At 52.7% G+C, this 19,299-nt stretch carries 26 protein-coding genes; 4 read left to right on the forward strand and 22 right to left on the reverse strand.

The window, feature by feature from the left end:
* Positions 1 to 18: 18 nt before the first annotated feature.
* The gene (locus tag AC2T28_RS20990; protein ID WP_486750605.1) at positions 19 to 1,452 is read right to left on the reverse strand and encodes a Hint domain-containing protein; all 1,434 of its coding nucleotides are present in this window, start codon (positions 1,450 to 1,452) and stop codon (positions 19 to 21) included.
* Positions 1,453 to 1,779: 327 nt separating this feature from the next.
* On the opposite strand from AC2T28_RS20990, the gene AC2T28_RS20995 reads away from it, so the two are divergent.
* The 3 genes from AC2T28_RS20995 (at position 1,780) to AC2T28_RS21005 (ending at position 5,108) form a co-directional block, all read left to right on the forward strand.
* The gene (locus AC2T28_RS20995) at positions 1,780 to 2,499 is read left to right on the forward strand and encodes a porin family protein (protein ID WP_486750606.1); all 720 of its coding nucleotides are present in this window, start codon (positions 1,780 to 1,782) and stop codon (positions 2,497 to 2,499) included.
* A 27-nt stretch (positions 2,500 to 2,526) separates the two neighbouring features.
* Entirely contained in the window at positions 2,527 to 3,420 is an 894-nt protein-coding gene (locus AC2T28_RS21000; protein WP_486750607.1) for a sulfotransferase domain-containing protein, read from the forward strand.
* 221 nt (positions 3,421 to 3,641) lie between these two features.
* Positions 3,642 to 5,108: a DUF1214 domain-containing protein gene (locus tag AC2T28_RS21005; RefSeq protein WP_486750608.1), complete on the forward strand. Its 1,467-nt coding sequence runs from the start codon at positions 3,642 to 3,644 to the stop codon at positions 5,106 to 5,108.
* Positions 5,109 to 5,224: 116 nt separating this feature from the next.
* Here AC2T28_RS21005 and rplQ read toward each other — a convergent pair whose 3' ends face one another.
* The 16 genes from rplQ to AC2T28_RS21085 all read right to left on the reverse strand — a co-directional run bounded on the left by rplQ (position 5,225) and on the right by AC2T28_RS21085 (position 15,717).
* Positions 5,225 to 5,647 carry a 50S ribosomal protein L17 gene (rplQ, locus tag AC2T28_RS21010; RefSeq protein ID WP_486750609.1) on the reverse strand — a complete coding sequence of 141 codons (423 nt, stop codon included), beginning with the start codon at positions 5,645 to 5,647 and terminating at the stop codon, positions 5,225 to 5,227.
* Between the two features lie 148 nt (positions 5,648 to 5,795).
* Positions 5,796 to 6,812, reverse strand: a complete 1,017-nt coding sequence (locus AC2T28_RS21015) for a DNA-directed RNA polymerase subunit alpha (RefSeq protein WP_486750610.1) — start codon at positions 6,810 to 6,812, stop codon at positions 5,796 to 5,798.
* 117 nt (positions 6,813 to 6,929) lie between these two features.
* Entirely contained in the window at positions 6,930 to 7,319 is a 390-nt protein-coding gene (rpsK, locus tag AC2T28_RS21020; protein ID WP_486750611.1) for a 30S ribosomal protein S11, read from the reverse strand.
* Between the two features lie 15 nt (positions 7,320 to 7,334).
* Positions 7,335 to 7,703 carry a 30S ribosomal protein S13 gene (rpsM, locus tag AC2T28_RS21025; RefSeq protein WP_486750612.1) on the reverse strand — a complete coding sequence of 123 codons (369 nt, stop codon included), beginning with the start codon at positions 7,701 to 7,703 and terminating at the stop codon, positions 7,335 to 7,337.
* Between the two features lie 253 nt (positions 7,704 to 7,956).
* Positions 7,957 to 8,436: a hypothetical protein gene (locus tag AC2T28_RS21030; protein WP_486750613.1), complete on the reverse strand. Its 480-nt coding sequence runs from the start codon at positions 8,434 to 8,436 to the stop codon at positions 7,957 to 7,959.
* A 51-nt stretch (positions 8,437 to 8,487) separates the two neighbouring features.
* The gene (locus AC2T28_RS21035; protein ID WP_486750614.1) at positions 8,488 to 8,859 is read right to left on the reverse strand and encodes a hypothetical protein; all 372 of its coding nucleotides are present in this window, start codon (positions 8,857 to 8,859) and stop codon (positions 8,488 to 8,490) included.
* Positions 8,860 to 8,933: 74 nt separating this feature from the next.
* The gene (locus AC2T28_RS21040) at positions 8,934 to 9,311 is read right to left on the reverse strand and encodes a hypothetical protein (RefSeq protein WP_486750615.1); all 378 of its coding nucleotides are present in this window, start codon (positions 9,309 to 9,311) and stop codon (positions 8,934 to 8,936) included.
* Positions 9,312 to 9,378: 67 nt separating this feature from the next.
* Complete coding sequence (locus AC2T28_RS21045) at positions 9,379 to 9,918, reverse strand: hypothetical protein (protein WP_486750616.1); 540 nt, start codon at positions 9,916 to 9,918, stop codon at positions 9,379 to 9,381.
* A 73-nt stretch (positions 9,919 to 9,991) separates the two neighbouring features.
* Positions 9,992 to 10,633, reverse strand: a complete 642-nt coding sequence (locus AC2T28_RS21050; protein WP_486750617.1) for an adenylate kinase — start codon at positions 10,631 to 10,633, stop codon at positions 9,992 to 9,994.
* Positions 10,630 to 11,994 (reverse strand): preprotein translocase subunit SecY, encoded by a 1,365-nt coding sequence (gene secY / locus AC2T28_RS21055; protein WP_486750618.1) that lies wholly within the window; start codon positions 11,992 to 11,994, stop codon positions 10,630 to 10,632. Before secY ends, AC2T28_RS21050 begins: the two co-directional genes overlap by 4 nt.
* A 112-nt stretch (positions 11,995 to 12,106) precedes the next feature.
* The gene (gene rplO / locus AC2T28_RS21060) at positions 12,107 to 12,580 is read right to left on the reverse strand and encodes a 50S ribosomal protein L15 (protein WP_486750619.1); all 474 of its coding nucleotides are present in this window, start codon (positions 12,578 to 12,580) and stop codon (positions 12,107 to 12,109) included.
* Positions 12,581 to 12,810: 230 nt separating this feature from the next.
* Positions 12,811 to 13,362, reverse strand: a complete 552-nt coding sequence (locus AC2T28_RS21065) for a hypothetical protein (RefSeq protein WP_486750620.1) — start codon at positions 13,360 to 13,362, stop codon at positions 12,811 to 12,813.
* 242 nt (positions 13,363 to 13,604) lie between these two features.
* Positions 13,605 to 14,084 carry a hypothetical protein gene (locus AC2T28_RS21070; RefSeq protein ID WP_486750621.1) on the reverse strand — a complete coding sequence of 160 codons (480 nt, stop codon included), beginning with the start codon at positions 14,082 to 14,084 and terminating at the stop codon, positions 13,605 to 13,607.
* Positions 14,085 to 14,500: 416 nt separating this feature from the next.
* Positions 14,501 to 14,716: a DUF1127 domain-containing protein gene (locus AC2T28_RS21075; protein WP_486750622.1), complete on the reverse strand. Its 216-nt coding sequence runs from the start codon at positions 14,714 to 14,716 to the stop codon at positions 14,501 to 14,503.
* Positions 14,717 to 14,955: 239 nt separating this feature from the next.
* Entirely contained in the window at positions 14,956 to 15,156 is a 201-nt protein-coding gene (locus tag AC2T28_RS21080) for a DUF1127 domain-containing protein (protein WP_486750623.1), read from the reverse strand.
* 141 nt (positions 15,157 to 15,297) lie between these two features.
* Positions 15,298 to 15,717 carry an MAPEG family protein gene (locus AC2T28_RS21085; RefSeq protein ID WP_486750624.1) on the reverse strand — a complete coding sequence of 140 codons (420 nt, stop codon included), beginning with the start codon at positions 15,715 to 15,717 and terminating at the stop codon, positions 15,298 to 15,300.
* Between the two features lie 211 nt (positions 15,718 to 15,928).
* Between AC2T28_RS21085 and AC2T28_RS21090 the strand changes: the two genes are divergently transcribed.
* Complete coding sequence (locus AC2T28_RS21090; RefSeq protein ID WP_486750625.1) at positions 15,929 to 16,990, forward strand: hypothetical protein; 1,062 nt, start codon at positions 15,929 to 15,931, stop codon at positions 16,988 to 16,990.
* A 108-nt stretch (positions 16,991 to 17,098) separates the two neighbouring features.
* Here AC2T28_RS21090 and rpmD read toward each other — a convergent pair whose 3' ends face one another.
* The 5 genes from rpmD to rpsH form a co-directional block, all read right to left on the reverse strand.
* On the reverse strand, positions 17,099 to 17,287 hold the full coding sequence (rpmD, locus tag AC2T28_RS21095) for a 50S ribosomal protein L30 (RefSeq protein WP_167685428.1): 189 nt from the start codon (positions 17,285 to 17,287) through the stop codon (positions 17,099 to 17,101).
* Positions 17,288 to 17,299: 12 nt separating this feature from the next.
* Positions 17,300 to 17,875 (reverse strand): 30S ribosomal protein S5, encoded by a 576-nt coding sequence (rpsE, locus tag AC2T28_RS21100; protein WP_167685427.1) that lies wholly within the window; start codon positions 17,873 to 17,875, stop codon positions 17,300 to 17,302.
* A 111-nt stretch (positions 17,876 to 17,986) separates the two neighbouring features.
* Positions 17,987 to 18,346 carry a 50S ribosomal protein L18 gene (gene rplR, locus AC2T28_RS21105; RefSeq protein WP_486750626.1) on the reverse strand — a complete coding sequence of 120 codons (360 nt, stop codon included), beginning with the start codon at positions 18,344 to 18,346 and terminating at the stop codon, positions 17,987 to 17,989.
* An 11-nt stretch (positions 18,347 to 18,357) separates the two neighbouring features.
* The gene (rplF, locus tag AC2T28_RS21110; protein WP_486750627.1) at positions 18,358 to 18,891 is read right to left on the reverse strand and encodes a 50S ribosomal protein L6; all 534 of its coding nucleotides are present in this window, start codon (positions 18,889 to 18,891) and stop codon (positions 18,358 to 18,360) included.
* Between the two features lie 12 nt (positions 18,892 to 18,903).
* Positions 18,904 to 19,296, reverse strand: coding sequence for a 30S ribosomal protein S8 (gene rpsH / locus AC2T28_RS21115; protein ID WP_486750628.1), 393 nt, complete (start codon positions 19,294 to 19,296; stop codon positions 18,904 to 18,906).
* Positions 19,297 to 19,299: the final 3 nt, after the last annotated feature.

The raw sequence follows: 19,299 nt of genomic DNA on the forward strand, positions 1-19,299 counted from the left end.
GGGTAGGCGGGATTAAATCTAGTGCTCCGCCCCTGCAAGCAGCCTGCTTTCATGTGATTTCAACGCTAGACGTGCTGTTGGGCCATAGCTGTTTAGGTCAGGCATCAGATCAAACACCTCGGCACGGGTTTCTGCATCAAAGCCGTCCAGTGTTTCCGCACCGGGGTGGTAGCTCTCGCTTTCCAATCCATTGCCACAAATAATTTCATGCTGGTCAAACAGCAGGTGGACATAAACCAACGGCTGACCATCCGCCTGAACCCGGATCGAGCTGTCGTTGACCAGATACTTGGCTTTGACCAAGACCTCGGAAGAGCCAAACAGCAGCTCGGCCATTTCCGAGGTGATCAGGACCCGGTGGTTGGGGGAGACAGCAATGCACCCGTGATCGCCCAGTGCATTCGCCGAGAAGACCACCGGCGCATCCCGGCCCACAGCGCGACGCGGACTGCGACCGATCCAGCGCAACGGCTGGGCGCCGTGATCGCGGGTGTTGATCAGGGTCCCAATGTCTAGCGTCTCAACAGCGACAGGCCCGTCTACGGTGTCGATGAGTGTGCCCGCCACAAAGCAAGCAGGGGATACCACCGTAGTGGTGACATCCACAGATCCGGTATCGCTGTTCCCGTCATCATCTTCGACGGTGTAGGTGAACGAATTTGTCTCATCTACGTCGCTGTCATTGCTGATAGAGAGCGTGCCATCCGCGTTCAGCGTTACAACCTCGCCAGAGGACAGCGTAACTGTATCCTCAGCCTCCACCGCCAGACCATCAATATGGGTGATTGTCAGATCAGCGCCCTCGGCGTGGAGGTCATTGTCCAGCACATTCAGAGTCTCGGAGCCGTCGCCTGAAATCTCTAGGTCGTCATCTGTTGCAACCAGGCTTGGTTCAAACGGCCCGGTCATTGTGTCGATGTCCGAGTTCCAGACCAGATCCCCCAACAACCCGCCCCCGGGCAGGCCTGAGAAGTCGATGGTCATGGTGGTATAGAGATCACCAACGGCCGGGCTGCCAGCCAGATTCACGATGCCTGTATAGGTCGCGGTGATGTCGCCAGCCATATCTTCGTAGTCCGGAGACAGCTTGAACGGAAAGCCATTCAACGAGCCTGGCGTAGAATCTCCACCCGGGTCATCGTCCATGGACAGTGTGGTATCAAAAACCGAATTGGCCGGGGCCAGATCAAACTCAAGCGAAGTTAGCAGCTTGGTAGTCGACAACTCGTGCCAGCTGTAGCCAAAGGACATATCGATGTCAGAGCCGGTTGCCCCACCGTTTGTCCACGGATCCAAAGCTTTCCATGTCAGAACCTCGGTGGTGCCATCCGCATAGGTGGCCTTGATCTGCGCCCCCTCCAGATCAACCCCGCGCGACGAGGTGTCCTCGCGGATTTGGTAATTGCTTTCGTGCGGATCCTCATCCAGCCGGACAATATCAATCGAGGCCATTGTTCAGGCCTCCAGTATTCCGACAACAAGAGTGAGGCGGCGGTAATTTCGCTTCAAGAACCGGTCGCGCAGCTGCGCAGACGGCAGCAACCATCCCCGCAGAAACCTTGACGGCTCTTGAGCGCAATACCAACATCCTGTGACCGCCTTGGCTAAAAGTTAACTTTTTATGCCGCCAGACTATGGGGCCATGGTGACCAAAGTTGAGCTTATTTGCGGCGCTTTGGCTGGTGTCGGCAAACCGCCCAAATCACTTCGACTGCAGATATTCCTTGATATCCACCCTTCCCCGCGCAACCCTGAGCTTAGTTTTTAAGGGGTTTTGCTATGATACGAATAATTACTCCAACGCTCGCGGCAGCAGCAGTCCTTGCTCATTCACCTGTTCAGGCACAGGACTGGAGCTATTCTGCCTCGTTGTATTTGTATGCAGCTGAAACCGAGACGAGCATCGGCGATCGCAGCGCAACGCTCAGCTTCTCGGACGCTTTGGAAAACCTTGACGGCACATTTATGGGCACATTCACCGCCGAGAATGGGCAGTGGGGCGTTGCGCTGGACTACATGATGACCGACATCAGTTTTGGCACGGCAACACCGGGCCCGGCCTATAGTGGGTTAAACACATCAATCAAAACCCGGATCTTGACCGGATATCTGTCTTACCGTCTCAATGAAAGCGCTAGCTCAAGCACCGACCTGTTGGCCGGCGCACGCTGGTACGATACCGACACCACCATGACACTACAGGCGGGAACATCGCCTACCAACAGCCGTAGTTTTGGGGATGATTGGACCGATGCAGTGATCGGACTACGTCACCGTTTCAGCCTGAATGAAAAATGGGCCGGGACAGTCGTCGCCGATGTTGGTGGTTGGGAGGATCGTGAGACCTGGCAGGTTTTGCTAACCGCAGACTATGCCTTTAGCGACAATTGGGTGGGACGAGTTGGTTTTCGGCACATCAGCGTCAGCAATGATGGCGGTACAAACAGCTACGAATTCAAACAATCTGGCCCGATACTTGGCATGACTTACCGTTTCTAGACCCACCTCCGCAGCCAGGGGACTACAATGCAAACAGTACTCACCCAACGTCAACGCGATTATTGCGGCCCAAATACGAACACAGATATATGGAACAGTTTTCAGCTACGACCCAATGACGTGATTGTTAGCACGCCGCCGAAATGCGGAACCACATGGACATTGAACATCGTGATGATGCTAATCCATGGTCGCGTTGTTCCAGATGCAGGCAACCGAGACGACGCACCGTGGCTTGATTGTGGGTTTCGCGACCGAGAGGCAATCGCAAGGAAACAAGAAAGCCTGACGCGACGACGTTGTCTAAAGAGCCATACCCCAATGGACGGCATCGCATACGGAGCGGAGCCAACCTACATCGTGGTGTATCGCCACCCAGTGGATGCCCACTTCTCGTTTCGAAGTCATGTTGCAAATATGAAAGATCCCGGCAAACTGGCTGAGTTATTCCCTGAGGATATCCGAGAAGGCTTCAACCGGTTTCTCGATGCACCGCTGACAAATACGGGTACTGATGATCTAAGCCTGCCTTCCATCGCCCATCATTTCCAACAGGCCAAATCGCGTCAAGACCAGGGAAACGTACATTTCTTCCACTATGCAGATCTGAGCAAAGACCTGCACGGTGAGATAGCGCGACTTGCTAATATTTTGAAAATTGATCTGCCAGCGGAAACGCACAATGCGCTAACAGAGGCAAACACGTTTTCCAGCATGCGTAAGGTTATCGAAACGAGCGAACGTCGGTTTCACGAAGACTCCCCCTTCGTGGATCACGCAAAGTTCTTTGATTCAGGAACATCCAACAAGTGGGAGAGCCGTCTTAATGATGATGATCTCAGACGGTATTCAGAGCGCTGCGCTGAACTGCTGTCGCCTGAGGATGCCAGATGGTTAAACTGGGGCGGTCAAAGAGTTTGACATTACTTGGCAAAAAAGCCCCGCTCCGATGGAGAGAGGGCTGCTGAAATTTGAGCGAGCCATGAACAGTTTCCCAGCCTTTTACGCGAGTTGTCCTTAACATCAAGGAACCTTACCCATTCTGCGTGTCTTGGCCATTTACAATCAAATTGAAGTTTGTAGGCAGAATTTGGTTAACTTCCTCGCCAGCGTTTTGTTGCGAGTTTTGCGGGAGAACATGCATGAAGGCCTTTAATCGAGCCGGGATCGGCGGCCTTGTTGTTGCGATTTCTATCTGTGCGACAACTGTCCTAGCTGAGCTGGACACCCCAACCGAGAACGTAGAAACCCACATTGGAAATGTCGAACTCGAACTCGGAGTGCCCACAAGTGACGCCATCGACCGGCTGTATGATGAGCTGGATTTTTCAAGCGCATATCTCGCCTATGTCTGGGCAATGCCTGCGGTTAATCAGGCCGGATATATCTATTCCTGGAGGGATTTCTTTGGTGCCGAATGGGGCCAGCCTGTCGCACTCCCCTCAAACCAAGATCGTCGCGGCACGCTGACTCCGACGACGACAGCGACCTATGTTATGGCAATGGTTGACCTGTCGGAAACCGGTCCATTCATTTTTGAGGATTTTTCAGGAAATCACTCAGGTATTATTACCGACCTTTGGCACCGCCTTCTTGCCGAGGTGGGCAATCCGGGGCCCTTTGATGGGACCGGCGGCAAATTCCTTATTGTCGGCCCGGGGCAGACAGTACCTGCTGACTCCGAAGGCTTACAGATCATTCACTCGACAACGAACAATGTCTTTTTGGGCACTCGTTTGCTGGACGATGACAAAGCCAAAGCTGTTCGAGAATTGGGACCAAAGTTTCGAGGCTACCCGTACTCAAAACGAGAAAGCCCACCGGATTATCCACTCATACTGGCAGACGATAGAGTGTGGACCCAGAACCCTCCCACCGGCCTTGCCTATTTTGAGCGTCTCTCGCAGATTCTTCAAAACGAACCTGTTGCAGAGCGGGATCGTTTCATGATGGCCAAACTCAGGTCTTTGGGCATCGAGGTCGGTAAGCCCTTTGCCCCTGACGAAAGGCAAAAGCGAATTCTGACCGAAGCCGCTCTATTGGGTGAGCTTACCCTTAGGGCGGCAACCGCCCGAAGACGTGTCACCACACCCTATTGGGACGGGACACAGTGGAAAGAGCTGTTCGTTTATCCGCCCAGTCAACGGGAAGAACACTTTGACCACTTCGAAGAACGGGCGCTCCTGTATTGGGAGATCTTCGGCATTGGCATTCAGTCTACGGGGCCAGGCACCGGATCAAAATACGCAGTCACACATTGGGACAATAATGGCGAGCTGCTGGATGGGGGAAGGTCCTACATGCTACACATCCCTGCTAACGTTCCCGCTGCCTTGTTCTGGAGTGTCGTCGCATATGACGAGGGCACGCGCACATTCATTGAGGGTAATGAAAACACTATGATTGGGTCACAAGAGCCAAAATATGCAACCAATTCTGATGGTTCTGTGGATGTCTATTTCGGCCCGACTGCACCTGCAGGAAAAATGGATAACTGGATCGAGACCATACCTGGGCGTGCTTGGTTCTCCTATTTTCGCTTCTTTGGACCAACTGAACCCTTCTGGGATAAGTCGTGGAAACTTCCCAACATTGGGCTTGTCGAATAGTCGACAGAGTTAGCTTAGCAATGACCGTTTCAAATGTCGTTCCAAGTTCCCAAAAAAGCCCTCGCTCCGGTTGGAACGAGGGCTTTCGACGCTTGGGATCTTAGGATCCAAAGGTCTTATTCTTCAGCAGTAACTTCTTCAGCTGCAACGCGGGCTTTGTCAGCTGCGCCTTTGGCATCGCGGTCGCGGTCAACGAATTCGATGATCGCCATCGGAGCCATGTCACCATAACGGAAGCCAGCTTTCAGGACGCGGACATAGCCACCCTGACGGTCTTTGTAGCGTGGGCCCAGGATGTCGAACAGTTTTGCAACGTACTGCTCTTCTTTCAGCTTGGCCGAGGCCTGACGACGGGCGTGAATGTCGCCGCGTTTTGCCAGCGTGATCATCTTTTCGATGATTGGGCGCAGTTCTTTTGCTTTTGGCAGAGTTGTTTTGATCTGCTCGTGCTCGATGAGCGAGCCAGCCATGTTAGCAAACAGAGCTTTACGGTGCTCATGTGTACGGTTCAGGCGGCGGTAACCACGTGCGTGACGCATTTTCGTATTCCTTCGTAAGGTTTATGCTTTGTCTGGCAACCGATGCGGGTCGGCTACTCTCCTTGGGGCATTATCGCCCAGACTTCCCCACCAATGTGGGCATTTCGGAGAGGGCCTTACGCCCTCTCCAATCTTTTGACCAGTCCTATTAGAACGAGTCTTCAAACTTTTTCGCCAGATCTTCGATGTTGTCCGGTGGCCAGTCCTCAACGTCCATGCCGAGATGCAGACCCATGCCCGAAAGCACTTCTTTGATCTCGTTAAGCGACTTGCGGCCGAAGTTCGGCGTGCGCAGCATTTCGGCTTCGGTTTTCTGGATCAGATCGCCGATGTAAACGATGTTGTCGTTCTTCAGGCAGTTTGCTGAACGAACAGACAGTTCCAGCTCGTCCACTTTCTTCAACAGAAGTGGGTTGAACTCGAGACCATCGTCTTCGTCTGCACGGGAAGCAGACTCAGGCTCATCAAAGTTCACGAAGATCGACAGTTGGTCCTGCAGGATACGCGCAGCAAAAGCTACGGCGTCGTCCGGCGTGATCGAACCGTCGGTGTCGATTTTCATGGTCAGTTTGTCATAGTCCAGAACCTGACCTTCACGGGTCGGCTGAACGTCATACGAAACCTTCTTAACCGGCGAGTAGATTGCGTCGATCGGGATCAGGCCGATGGGTGCATCTTCCGGCTTGTTCTTTTCAGCCGAAACATAACCATTGCCAGTGTTCACGGTCAGCTCCATGAACAGATCAGCGCCATCGTCCAAGTGACAGATCACGTGGTCGCGGTTCAGGATCTCGATACCTGCGGACTCGGCGATGTCGCCAGCAGTCACAACAGCTGGACCTTTGGCATTGATCGAAAGACGCTTAGGGCCTTCGACTTCCATGCGCAGGCAAACACCTTTGAGGTTCAGAATGATGTCGGTGACGTCTTCACGTACACCAGCAACGCTCGAGAACTCGTGCAGGACGTTGTCGATCTGTACAGAAGTGATGGCGGCGCCTTGCAGCGAGCTCATCAGAATCCGACGCAGGGCGTTGCCCAGGGTCAGACCAAAGCCACGTTCCAGTGGTTCGGCGATGACTGTCGCCTGACGCGCTGGGTCGTTGCCCGGCTTAACTTCAAGCTGTGTCGGCTTGATCAGTTCAGCCCAATTCTTATGGATCATGCGTTCCCTCCATTCCTGCCTGTACCCCATGTCCGGTAGGTTCAGGCGCCCGAGGTTTCTAATGACAAACTGGGGCCCATGCAAAAAACACGGGACCCCAGCGGTATTTAATATCGCTTAGACGCGGCGGCGCTTAGGCGGACGGCAGCCATTGTGTGCCATCGGAGTTACATCACGGATCGATGTGATGTTGAAGCCGATTGCGGCCAGAGCGCGCAGAGCGGATTCACGACCGCCACCTGGGCCCTGAACTTCGACTTCCAGAGTTTTAACACCATGGTCCTGAGCTTTTTTGCCTGCATCTTCTGCAGCCAACTGCGCAGCGTAGGGTGTGGATTTCCGCGAGCCTTTGAAGCCCATGGTTCCAGCCGACGACCATGCAATTGCGTTGCCCTGAACATCCGAGATAAGGATCTTGGTGTTGTTGAACGAGCTGTTAACGTGAGCAACGCCGGAGGCGATGTTCTTACGCTCTTTTTTCTTCGTACGAGTCTTTTCGCGTGCCATTGATCAAACCCTCCCTTACTTCTTCTTACCAGCGATGGCCTTTGCAGGGCCTTTGCGGGTGCGAGCGTTAGTGTGAGTACGCTGACCGCGTACGGGGAGGTTGCGACGGTGACGCAGACCACGGTAGCAACCCAGATCCATCAAACGTTTGATGTTCATAGTCACTTCGCGGCGAAGGTCGCCTTCGACTTCGACGTTGGCGTCGATGTGCTCGCGGATTTTCAGAACTTCGGCGTCGGACAGTTCATTCACACGACGGGTCATTTCGATGCCTACGGCTTCGCAAATGGCCTGAGCCGTGGTGTTACCGATACCGGTGATATATGTGAGGGCGATTGGAACCCGCTTTGCAGTCGGGATGTTTACGCCGGCAATACGTGCCACGTGATACGTTCCTTTTGTTGCGATTCCGTAGCTCCGGAACCTTTTTTCACAACACTCGACCCCGGCAGTAACGCCATTTGGTCCAGTATTTCGAGGTAGTCTTGCAAATAGGCTAAGCCCATCCACAGGAATTGATTCCCTAAAGGGATGGGCTTGGGTATGAGGTATTTTACAGATCGTCAACCCACCTTTTGGTTGACGCGATGGTTCTTTGTGATCATGGCCGGTTCGACCTGATCGGTTGATGTTTCCACTATTGGGGCCAGGTCTCTAGCTGGGCTTTCGATATTATGCCAACAAGTTCATCTGTCGAACGGTCAATAATGCCACGAAGCACAGGGCGTAGGCGCATACTTCCATCGTTGATGAAGGTTATCTGTTCGTAGTCCTGAACATCCTTCAAACCCGTCGCCAGTTCTTCAAAGAACGTCGATGGCCAGCATCTGCCCGACCTCGAACATGCCTTCAGGTCTTCTTGTCCGAGATCCCGCCGAGGAAAATGGAAGCGGTCACTGAGGGGAAGAACAAAAGTTTCCCCATTCACAGAATAACTCCCTCCGTCGGAGCGACCCTCGCTTTCTTGCTCGTAACGACCTACTTCCTCAACAACTGTAGCATGCGACATTCCTGGCTGAAGCTTCATAGCAGCCAACGAAATATAAGCGTCGAAACCCTTCTGATCGTTACATGCGGATAGCGCCAATAACACCAGAAAGGAGAGAATGACTTTCATATATGACCTCTCAAAAAAATTACCTACCTATATTCGATAGCGGCTCCACAATTAGTCGCCCAAAAACCTCCTCGACAAGAAGCTCTGATACCGTTCCGGCATCAAGCCAATCAACAATTGGCGCTCTTCGTCGCTCATCTCAGGATCATCAAGCAGCGCTTGGGCAAAGAAATACCTAGCACCAGGATCTTCCGCTAGCTCCGCCTTATTCTGCCTTACAAAGTCGACAAGCTGGGAGAAATGCATGCGTCGCCGCACCTCCCATGCAATTGCCTCATAGCCTATGGTGAACGCCTGATCTGCAATGACCCCATCCAAACCGTCAAGGTGCGCCAATGCAGTCTCGATGCTTGCTCTATCCAAGAGACCTTGGCCAAGCAAAAACTCGACAAAGCTTTCAAAGCAACTCTTCGCAGCAGACATCAGTAAAGTCCTCGACCAAGTGGAACGTCGCTTGCACAGTCAACCTATCTGCTCAGCGTTGCACTGCCAAAAAATTAGTGTGGACACGAATAGAACGGCAGTGGTTCGTCTTGACCGTTATACAGTTTCACCACGCCGGGCTCTTCGTTGCTCATCACAAAGGTGAACAATCGCGGCTCATAATCCGGGCCGGGAAATTCACATTGCCCCATATGAGTTGAGACTTGGTAGTTGTCCCAGTTGAAGGTCAGCTCGGGTGAAAACTGGCAGAACATTTCCATCGAGCTGTAGCCGTATTGATCCAGGATCAGCCCGCCATCGCTCGCGAAATCAAGCAGCCCGTGCTCTTCCTCCATCATGGCGCAGGCGCGGGTGTCATCGACAAGGACTTGGGCAGATGCTGTTGTTGCGGCAAGGTGAAGGGCAACAACGTAGAAGAGTTGGCGAGACATTATAGATCAGTGTCCTTTGTGGTCATGGGAAGTGTTTGGTAGATAAGGCTTGGCATTGGCAGTGAATTCAGTTCTGCCTACGAAACTCCACCTCAAAAACTTCAGATTTCAAGGTCAACATTGCGTCCTCGGAAAGCCCGATCGGCATACGCAAACGAGTATCGATGTCCTGTTTTGCATAGACCGCTTGAAGGTCAGGTACTTGGGTACAGTCGAAACCACGTTTAAATAGCAGCAACCTTGCGCTATCTCCTGTGGGCGAGCCTTCTTCGGATATCGTAATTCGGCCGCTGGACACACTCAAAGGTGGTATCTCATGAATTACATACTTGTCTGCTGAATACACCGCCCAATACAATGGCGGCACAGAACTCTCATCGCCGTCAGGAACAAACCAATAATCCACATTGGTTAGAAGCCAAGGGGTGTCTTTGACGGATTCAGCTATCAAGAAGCAAAATCTATCTGGACCGTTCTTCAGTTCATAGCGAAGCTCGATGCCAGTTATTTGAACGCCCTTGACGCTTATCTCTGCCGGTAGCTGAGAGGTGAACAAAGTGACAAAGCAACCAGCCAATAGGTATTTAGAAAAAAGGCGGGGTATCATAATTCAATGTCCTAAAATCAAAAAAGGGCTAGGAAAACCCTAGCCCTAATTCGTTATCAAGTCATCAAATCGTTCAGCCCAGAATGGCCTTGATCGAATTCTGCACCTCGGTGATTTCGGCCAGACCGTTGACCGGGCGCAGGTCGCCTTTGGCATAGTAGTAGCCAATCAGCGGCGAGGTCTTTTTGTAGTATTCCATCAGACGGGTGCGCAGGCTGTCTTCGTTATCATCTGCACGCCGCACCATATCGGTGCTGCCACAATGATCACATTTGCCAGCCTCGGCTGTAGGCTTGGTCTCGTCGTGATAAACCTCTCCACAACCACCGCAAGTGAAACGACCGGTGATGCGTTTGACCAAGGCCTCGTCATCCACACGCATTTCAATAACCGTGTGCAGCGACTGGCCCAGCTTAGCCAGCAATGCAGCCAGGGCATCGGCTTGAGCCAAGGTCCGTGGGAAGCCGTCAAAGATGAAACCAGCGCCGGATTCAGCGGTCAGCTTCTCTTCGATCAAACCAATCACGATCTCATCGGTGACCAGCTTGCCTGCATCCATGATCGCGGCAACTTTTTTGCCCATCTCAGTGCCGCTGGTTTTGGCTTCGCGTAGCATATCGCCGGTGCTCAGCTGTACCATGCCACGGGTTTCAACCAGATGGCGGGCTTGGGTGCCTTTACCGGCACCTGGGGGTCCAAGCAGAATAATGTTCATCGGCGTGATGGTCCCCGCTTACCGCGCTTCTTACCCTTGCCACGCAGTTGGCTCTTTTCGATCAGACCTTCGTACTGATGCGCCAACAGATGGCTCTGAGCCTGCTGAATGGTGTCCATGGTCACCGACACAACAATCAGAACCGAGGTGCCGCCAAAGTAGAACGGGATCGCAAACTGACCGCGCAGGATTTCCGGCAGAACACAGACCGCAGCCAGATAGGCGGCGCCCAACACCAGCACGCGGTTGACCACGTACTCAAGATACTCGGCGGTTTTCTTACCTGGGCGGATGCCCGGAACAAAGCCGTTCTGGTTCTTCAAGTTGTCAGCGACATCATCCGGTTTGAACGAAACGTTGAACGTATAGAAATACGCAAAGAACACGATCATCGAGATGAAGAACAACAGGTACAGCGGCTGGCCGGGGCCGAAGTTCGCCAACAGCCAGGACATCACAGGACCACTGGTAGCTTCAGACGAGAAGGCAGAAATCGTGGCCGGCAGCATCAACAATGAGCTGGCAAAGATTGCCGGGATAACGCCCGCTGGGTTTACCTTGACCGGCAAATGCGATGAGCCACCATCATAGACCTTCATACCAACCTGACGACGCGGGTACTGGATATGGATCTTGCGCAGGGCACGCTCCATGAAGACCACAAACATAATGATGCTTATCACCATCAAGAGAACCAGAACGATCACAGCCGGGCTAATTGCACCGGAACGACCCGAGGCAAAGAACTGAGCCAGAGCGGCAGGAACTTCGGCGATGATGCCAACAAAGATGATCAGCGAAATACCGTTACCCAGGCCACGCTGGGTGATCTGCTCGCCCAACCACATCAAGAACATGGTACCGCCAACAAGAGTAATCATGCAGGCAAGACGGAAATACATGCCAGGATCGGTTGCCAACCCACCAGCCTCAAGCGAAACAGCCAGACCATAGGCCTGTGCGGTTGCCAGTGCCACGGTACCGTAGCGGGTGTACTGGTTGATCTTTTTGCGGCCTTGCTCGCCCTCTTTCTTCAACTGCTCCAGCGATGGAACCATCGAGGTCAGCAGCTGAATAATGATCGAAGCCGAAATATAAGGCATAATGCCAAGAGCAAAAATGCCCATTCGGCCAAGCGCACCACCGGTGAACATGGAGATCATGCCGCCAATGCCTTGGCCGACTTCCTCCATGACGTTGCGCAGCTCGGCTGCATCGATACCGGGAACCGGAATGAATGTGCCCAGACGGTAGACGATCAAAAGGCCGAGGGTGAACAGGATGCGATTACGCAGGTCTGTCGCTTTGCCAAGCGCGGACCAGCTGGTGTTCGCCGCCATTTGTTCTGCTGCTGATACCATGAAAAAGGTCTCTTTATTGCGAAAACGCCGCCCGGAGCCGTTTTCCGGCTCGGGCGGCGTCAATTGGAAAACTGGTGACTATGTAAGCGGCATTTCAGCCGCTCACAAGTGCTTACTCAGCTGCGGCTTCTTTTGCCACTACAGTCAGGGCACCGCCTGCCTTTTCTACTGCTTCAACAGCTGCTTTTGAGGCACCGGTCACAGAGATGTTAGCTTTGGCAGTGATTTCGCCTTTGGCCAGAACGCGGATACCGTCCAGCTTGCGACGAACAACACCTGATTCGACCAGAGCGTCTTCAGTGATCGACTTGGCATCAAGTTTGCCCAGGTCGATGAATTTCTGGATCAGGCCCAGGTTGATGACAGCAAATGCCTTGCGGTTTGGCTTGCTGAAGCCACGCTTTGGCAGACGCTGGTACAAAGGCATCTGACCGCCTTCGAAGCCTTTGATGGCTACACCTGAACGGGATTTCTGACCTTTGATACCACGGCCACCCATTTTACCGGTGCCGGAACCCGGACCACGGCCAACGCGCTTGCGTTTTTTGGTTGCGCCAGGATTGTCGCTAAGTTCGTGAAGTTTCATGTCGCTTCTCCTTGCCGGATGTGACCCACGAAGCGTATTCGGGCCAACCACGGCGTACAGTGATTTTGATTCTTGTGGCCCGGATGGCCACCGGGTGCCTATAGACCTGTTGGGATCGGGGATCAAGTGACTTGCTTCGCACTAATCCTAACATGGGTCCAGTTACCGCCCAGACTGTGAGGATCAAAGTTTTTGGCAAACCTGCGCAAATTCTAATGCCCATGCAAAAACTAAGTTTCGTCTCGCTTGCAATCCTGAAAATCAGCGAGAGTCCCAAACTCATGAATTATTGTTCTGTAAATTAGGTCATCCAAGCATTCTGGGGATAAAACTCTCTCAAAAAACTTGATGTCGACAACTATGAACCGAATCCAGGCGGCTTCAGGGTTAAGGCCATCATAAAACGGATAATGGACTTGTATATCGACAACTGTGGAACTTGGTTTTCTAGACAATTCATCTACATCCAACCCAAATTCCTCTGCCCTCGGAAAGCTCTTGATAGTTTCCATCCCATCCAAAAGCAGGACCCAAATGTTGGGAATAGTGTTTTCGTCAGGCACTTCTTTAGACAAAACGCCCAGAGTATCGTCTAAAGGTTCGACAAATTGCGGTGGCGTAACATAGTAGTCCTGGTTGTACCAAAAAACGACATGTGGCTTGAATACCTCGCCCGCTCCATCAGCCGTAGCAGCAGAGCCAAACACCCCTCCGATACAAGTCGATAGTATAAGATAGGTGAGCCAACTAACGTAGGTTTTAATTGTTTGGCTCGTATACATTTCAATCACTCGCTTCAGTTAATTGCGCTCCACTTAGGAGACCCGTTCCCATAACATTGGCAAGCATGTTTATGAGAACTGGATTGCAAGACAATCTGAAAACGCATCAGCGCCTGACCTTGGGGAGGTGCAAAGCGCCTTCTCCGTTTTGCCGGAGGCAAACCTGCGGTTTGACGGGAAGGTCAGGCGCGGGTTTGCTATGCAAAACCTAAGAAAAAGAACCTCCCCCATTCTGCAAGCCATCAGCCGACCCAAAATACATCGTCGGTATCGCCAGTGTCTAAAGCCCATGACGCATTTTCATACCTACAAAAGACCTTTTCAGCCCTAAGAATGCTCTTCCACTTTGAAACCAGTTCGACAAATCGTTCAACGGGTCTTTCAGTAGAAATATCGTCGGGGAAAAATGTCAGTTCAATAAACAACGACCCGTCTTTTTCTCGAAACAAGAAGACTTGCATTTCCGAAATTAGATCGCTGCCCTTGCTCAGCCTCAAACTAATATCCCCTGTTGATTGATAGTAGCCATAGGCGCCGTCAGGACCTACGTCAGAAAACTCATCACCTTCCCAAGTCCTTCCGGAAACCTCTTCAAATCGCGACTGCAGACCTTCTAACAGCTTCAGCAGTCTCGAAGGATCGGGCGCGACAAAATTAATGTCACGGCAACTGCCATCATACTCGGCGAGCGCAAGCTTGGTGTATTCTAGTCCCGATTTCATGACGCATCACAGACCACTTGAACGCGCGCGGGTCAACGGACCTTTAACACACGAATCCTTTCATCCCGCCAAGGCCCCTGCCCTGTCGGTTTCTGCGGTGTCATTCTGTATCTAACGGATGGGCCGGTTAAGAATGGCGGCGCCGCCGGGATGGATGCAGACGGGGGCTGCCCCCGTGCAAGGAACGGTTCAGTTGCGCCCCCTTCTTTACGAGGGCCAGGCTCCATATGCGCCGGGGTGCCAAACCCGGCAAAGATCGCGATCAGGGGCACAATGCCATGTATCGCTTAAGATCCCCCAACCAGGGCGTACGCTGGGTGCGCAACACCTCAAACGCAAAACGCCCCCGGCTTGGCGGAGGCGTCTGCGATCATTCATCCCCCAGGGAGGAGGAAAAGGGACGAATGAAATCTGAATTACTTGCCGTATACGTGGATACGGGAGATTTCTGCGATGTCGCAGCGGCGCACGCCGATGTCAGCAAGGTCACGGCTGGTCAGCTTGTCCAGCTCGGCGTAGGTGCGCTTGTATTCGGTCGCTTGCTTCCAGGACAGAGCAGCGCCTTCGAAAAAGGCTTGGATGCGTGCGGTCAGGTTGAAGCCAGTCGATACGGTGTTTACTGCATGTGCCATTGTTCTTGTCCTTTTAACTTGCCATTTGTTGGCTTAGATCGTCGTGTCTTTTGCTGCCCTATGGATACATGATTGTGCGGTCATAGAACAAATGCTGGTTCGGCCAAGCCGCTATGCGCTGAGCGCATGCAGTTGTTAACCCACTCTAAAGACTCAGCAACGCAAAACGCCCCCGGTTTCCCGTGGGCGTGTGGTCTTGTGTAGGGTGTGTGCTTGCACGCACCGTAACTGTCGCCGTGTCAGGCGGCCTCAACGTGTTGGCGTGCGATCTCCGCCAGGTCGGAACGGTGCATACCAAATTCGATCAGCTCGTCCGCCGACAGGCTTTGTAGCTCGGCATAGGTGCGGTTGAACGCTGTCTGACGCGCGCGTGAGGCCCGCAGGTCGGCCATTGCACCGCGCAGGCGGTTGCCGAGATCAAAAGAGAGTACATTGGTCATTTTTATCTTCCATCTTGTCAGGCCAGCCCGAATTGGCTGGCGGGGTTCATCTTGGATGAGACAAAGATAGGAGTGAGGCGGCTATCCAACAATTGCCGAGTCTGCCAAGCCGCTATGCAGCCTTGGCATGACAACAAGCCGTCAGAGCAGCGCCAGAATAGACAGGATGCACAGGGCCACAATCATCGCCCAGCCTGCGACAAAGGCAAAGGTGCGAATGCCCTGGGTCGGCTTGCCCACATTCTGCGCATAGATCACGACGTAGATCAGCCGTAGCACCAAAAACAGCACCATCAGCAGGTTGACCCACCAGGCCGATACGCCGGTCAGAATGCTGGCAAACACCGCGATGGCGGCTGCGGGCATGATCTCGATGCCGTTTTGGTGACTGCGGTTCAGACGGTAAACCGGGTTGTCATAATCCGCATTAGGTTCACTGCCCGGCGTCATGTTCGCCTTGGCCTTGGCCGCGCCGACCAGCGCGGATTGCAGAAGGACAATTAGGACAAAGACCAGCAGTGAGATAAGGGCAGTGGAATAGGCGGTAATAAGGTCGGGCATTATAGGCTTCCTCTAATTAATCATATGGTTAAATAAAGAACACTTCAGCTCTGCCCGGTCAACCCGATCTCTTTGCAAGGGCGTACTCCGTGGGTTCCACCGGTTCCTCTCCATAGAACATCTGCCCTCACTGAGAAGGGTTCTGTCAATGTTTGTTATTTCAGAGTATCAGCATTCAAACCCAAGTCCCTCTCCAACCCGGGTATTTTTCATGAAAGTCATTATCCATGCTGGTATGCATAAAACAGCAACTACGTCTGTTCAGGCCCTGTTGAAGCGAAATAGTGATCAGCTAAATAAGGTCGGCATCCTGATTTCTGTACATGATCGCCGCTTGAACACCAAGGTTTCGACACCCGGTGCGCTAGATGAATTTTCCCGCGAGCTACAGGCAAAAGAAAAATTGGGCTATCATACCCTGATCGTGTCAAGTGAGGCCATTTCCACCATCAGTTCTTCTCAAGCCTCTCTCCTATTGCACGCCCTATGTGGTCACCAAACAAAGTTGATCGTCTGTTTTCGCCATTGGGTCGGATTTTTCCCCTCTCGCTGGCAACATAACAGCCGCGTTCGAGATACAATGCCATTTGGAAAATTCGTTTCAGGCATGCTCAACACGAGCGTCAATCGTTTCGAAACACGTATGGAACTTGTATTACGAAACCTTCGAACAACGGAATTTGATGAGTTAGCTGTCTTATCATACGACAACGCCAAACGTTCAAAAGAAGGCGTTGTTTCCCACATGCTTCAAGCAATGGAGATCCCTTCGTCTATCAGACAGCAGCTTGTTGACCAGCAGAAGTACATCAACAGAGCAAATAATTTACAATGCACCGAAGAAATTCGTTTGATTAACGGGGTGTGGGCCGAGCATTGGGAGCTTCCTCAAGATGATCTATTCAAGGCAAGGCAACACTACAGGACCGTCGCTATGAAATTCCACTTGGGAAAAATATGGGACATGATTGCTAAAGAAAAACCTGACGTAAAAGCTGAGATGCTGGATCACATAAGCCGTCACTCTAACCCAATTACCCTTAGAGCATACAGATTCAGGAATCTTGCAGAGTCACTTGAGCAAAAGTGTGGACCTTATCTTTTAAACCATGTCCACGGCAAAATGTTTCATGACATCGCAGACAGAACAGTCAACTGCTCAGATCTAGAATACACCAAGCTGCCCAGAGATTTGAGAACTGAAATCACTGCTGCAATCAAGGCCTACAGAGATGAACCTTCCTGTCCGAGCCGCACCTGGCCAGCAGCATAGAGTTTAGGAATGAAAACACACGGTATCGTCCATGTATAACTACTGCATTCCATAAAAAACGCCCCCGGCGGAACCGGAGGCGTTTTCGATGTCTTCAAGGAAAAGGACTTAGCCTTTTTCTTCGATGATCTCGACCATGTGTGAAATTTTGTTCACCATGCCGCGAACCGAAGGAGTGTCTTCCAGTTCACGTGTCTTGTGCATCTTGTTCAGACCCAGGCCGATCAGCGTCTGACGCTGTTTGGCGGGACGACGGATCGGGGAACCGATCTGCTTAACTACGATAGTTTTAGCCATCTTCCGGTCTCCTTAAGCTTCAGCTTCGGCAGGTGCCGCTGCTGGTGCTTCGTCCCGCTTGGGCAGGATGTCGGCAACTTTCTTACCACGACGCTGAGCAACCGAACGTGGGCTGGACTCTTTGCGGAGGCCATCCATGGTTGCACGGATCATGTTGTAAGGGTTCTGCGAACCAATCGACTTCGAAACAACGTCTTTGACGCCAAGCATTTCGAAAACGGCACGCATTGGACCACCGGCGATGATACCAGTACCTTCAGGTGCTGTACGCATGACCACTTTACCGGCGCCGTGACGGCCTTCCATATCGTGGTGCAGAGTACGACCTTCACGCAGCTGAACGCGGATCATCTGACGCTTGGCTTGCTCGGTGGCTTTACGAATGGCCTCAGGGACCTCTTTCGCTTTACCTTTACCAAAGCCAACGCGGCCTTTTTGGTCGCCTACAACTACGAGAGCTGCAAAACCAAAGCGCTTACCACCTTTTACGGTTTTGGAAACGCGGTTGATCGCGACCAAGCGATCTGCAAATTCCGGAGCTTCGTCGCGATCACGACGGCCGCCGCGGCGGTTATCTTCTCTTGCCATGAGGCATTCCTTTCATCCGGCGCTATGCGCCTAAATTTCCAATCCTGGTGAGTTCCCCTTGCAGGGAACCCCCGGATCATCGGGGCGGCACCAAGGCACCGCCCGCATTGATTAGATCTTGAGACCACCTTCACGGGCAGCGTCGGCCAGGGCCTTCACTTTACCGTGGTACAGGAAGCCACCGCGATCAAAATATGCTTCTTCAACACCAGCTTTCTTAGCACGCTCGGCAATTGCCGAACCCACTTTGGTAGCTGCTTCGATGTTGTTCTTGCCTACGAAGCCCAGATCTTTTTCCAGGGTCGAAGCCGAAGCCAGAGTAACGCCACGAACGTCGTCGATCAGCTGAACGCTGATGTTCTTGTTCGAACGGTGAACAGAAAGACGAAGACGTCCAGCGTTCACTTTGCGCAGTTTGTTCCGGACGCGCAGGCGGCGCTTCAGAAACAGGGTTCTTTTGCTGTTTGCCATGATGCTGGTCCTTACTTCTTCTTGCCTTCTTTGCGGAAGACGAATTCACCTTTGTAGCGAATGCCTTTGCCCTTATAGGGCTCGGGCTTACGCCACGCGCGGATGTTCGCTGCGACTTGGCCTACAGCCTGATCATCAATGCCTTCGACAATGATGATAGTTGGCTTAGGAGACGTCACAGTGACACCCTCGGGTGCTACGTATTCCACATCGTGAGACAGGCCCAGGTTCAGCTTCAGGGTGTTGCCCTGCATCTGTGCCCGGTAACCAACACCCTGGATCTCCAGCTCTTTTTTGAAGCCGGAGGTCACGCCGGTTACCAAGTTGGCAACCATGGTGCGGGACATGCCCCACTGCTGACGTGCCCGCTTGGACATGCCACGTGGTGTGATGGAGACAACGTTATCTTCGACCGCCAGGGTCACGTCGTCGGAGGCTGAAAAGCTACGAGTCCCTTTCGGACCCTTAACTTCGATGGTCTGGCCGGACACAGATGCCGAAACACCTGCGGGCAGCTCAACCGGTTTTTTACCAATACGAGACATTGATTGACCTCCTTAGAAGACGGTGCAGAGCACTTCGCCGCCAACATTGGCTGCACGTGCTTTTGCGTCCGACATCACACCCCGAGGAGTGGAGACAATCGACACACCCAGGCCCTGACGGACGGATGGGATGTCACTGACGCCCATGTAAACGCGACGACCGGGCTTAGAGACCCGCTTCAGTTCGCGAATGACAGGTTCGCCATCGTAATACTTCAGGCTGATTTCGATAGCCGGGTGGCCATCTGCACCAGTGGTTTTCTCATAGCCACGGATGTAACCTTCGTCTGTCAGCACGTCCAGAACCCATGCACGCAGCTTGGAAGCTGGTGTCAGGACTGTGGATTTGCCGCGCAACGAAGAGTTACGGATCCGGGTGAGCATATCTGCGATAGGATCGTTCATATC

This window comes from Parasedimentitalea nitratireducens, from assembly GCF_057444295.1.

Bases quoted from the DNA above. Each gene is read 5' to 3' on its own strand.
- AC2T28_RS21070 (WP_486750621.1), bottom strand. From the start codon at position 14,084: ATGAAATCGGGACTAGAATACACCAAGCTTGCGCTCGCCGAGTATGAT.
- AC2T28_RS21040 (WP_486750615.1), bottom strand. From the start codon at position 9,311: ATGTCTCGCCAACTCTTCTACGTTGTTGCCCTTCACCTTGCCGCAACA.
- AC2T28_RS21030 (WP_486750613.1), bottom strand. From the start codon at position 8,436: ATGAAAGTCATTCTCTCCTTTCTGGTGTTATTGGCGCTATCCGCATGT.
- AC2T28_RS21080 (WP_486750623.1), bottom strand. From the start codon at position 15,156: ATGACCAATGTACTCTCTTTTGATCTCGGCAACCGCCTGCGCGGTGCA.
- AC2T28_RS21090 (WP_486750625.1), top strand. From the start codon at position 15,929: ATGAAAGTCATTATCCATGCTGGTATGCATAAAACAGCAACTACGTCT.
- AC2T28_RS21075 (WP_486750622.1), bottom strand. From the start codon at position 14,716: ATGGCACATGCAGTAAACACCGTATCGACTGGCTTCAACCTGACCGCA.
- AC2T28_RS21035 (WP_486750614.1), bottom strand. From the start codon at position 8,859: ATGTCTGCTGCGAAGAGTTGCTTTGAAAGCTTTGTCGAGTTTTTGCTT.
- AC2T28_RS21005 (WP_486750608.1), top strand. From the start codon at position 3,642: ATGAAGGCCTTTAATCGAGCCGGGATCGGCGGCCTTGTTGTTGCGATT.
- rpsE (WP_167685427.1), bottom strand. From the start codon at position 17,875: ATGGCAAGAGAAGATAACCGCCGCGGCGGCCGTCGTGATCGCGACGAA.
- rpsH (WP_486750628.1), bottom strand. From the start codon at position 19,296: ATGAACGATCCTATCGCAGATATGCTCACCCGGATCCGTAACTCTTCG.
- AC2T28_RS21085 (WP_486750624.1), bottom strand. From the start codon at position 15,717: ATGCCCGACCTTATTACCGCCTATTCCACTGCCCTTATCTCACTGCTG.
- AC2T28_RS20990 (WP_486750605.1), bottom strand. From the start codon at position 1,452: ATGGCCTCGATTGATATTGTCCGGCTGGATGAGGATCCGCACGAAAGC.
- rpsK (WP_486750611.1), bottom strand. From the start codon at position 7,319: ATGGCACGCGAAAAGACTCGTACGAAGAAAAAAGAGCGTAAGAACATC.
- rplR (WP_486750626.1), bottom strand. From the start codon at position 18,346: ATGGCAAACAGCAAAAGAACCCTGTTTCTGAAGCGCCGCCTGCGCGTC.
- AC2T28_RS21065 (WP_486750620.1), bottom strand. From the start codon at position 13,362: ATGTATACGAGCCAAACAATTAAAACCTACGTTAGTTGGCTCACCTAT.
- AC2T28_RS21045 (WP_486750616.1), bottom strand. From the start codon at position 9,918: ATGATACCCCGCCTTTTTTCTAAATACCTATTGGCTGGTTGCTTTGTC.
- rpmD (WP_167685428.1), bottom strand. From the start codon at position 17,287: ATGGCTAAAACTATCGTAGTTAAGCAGATCGGTTCCCCGATCCGTCGT.
- AC2T28_RS21050 (WP_486750617.1), bottom strand. From the start codon at position 10,633: ATGAACATTATTCTGCTTGGACCCCCAGGTGCCGGTAAAGGCACCCAA.
- AC2T28_RS20995 (WP_486750606.1), top strand. From the start codon at position 1,780: ATGATACGAATAATTACTCCAACGCTCGCGGCAGCAGCAGTCCTTGCT.
- secY (WP_486750618.1), bottom strand. From the start codon at position 11,994: ATGGTATCAGCAGCAGAACAAATGGCGGCGAACACCAGCTGGTCCGCG.
- AC2T28_RS21000 (WP_486750607.1), top strand. From the start codon at position 2,527: ATGCAAACAGTACTCACCCAACGTCAACGCGATTATTGCGGCCCAAAT.
- rplQ (WP_486750609.1), bottom strand. From the start codon at position 5,647: ATGCGTCACGCACGTGGTTACCGCCGCCTGAACCGTACACATGAGCAC.
- rplF (WP_486750627.1), bottom strand. From the start codon at position 18,891: ATGTCTCGTATTGGTAAAAAACCGGTTGAGCTGCCCGCAGGTGTTTCG.
- rplO (WP_486750619.1), bottom strand. From the start codon at position 12,580: ATGAAACTTCACGAACTTAGCGACAATCCTGGCGCAACCAAAAAACGC.
- AC2T28_RS21015 (WP_486750610.1), bottom strand. From the start codon at position 6,812: ATGATCCATAAGAATTGGGCTGAACTGATCAAGCCGACACAGCTTGAA.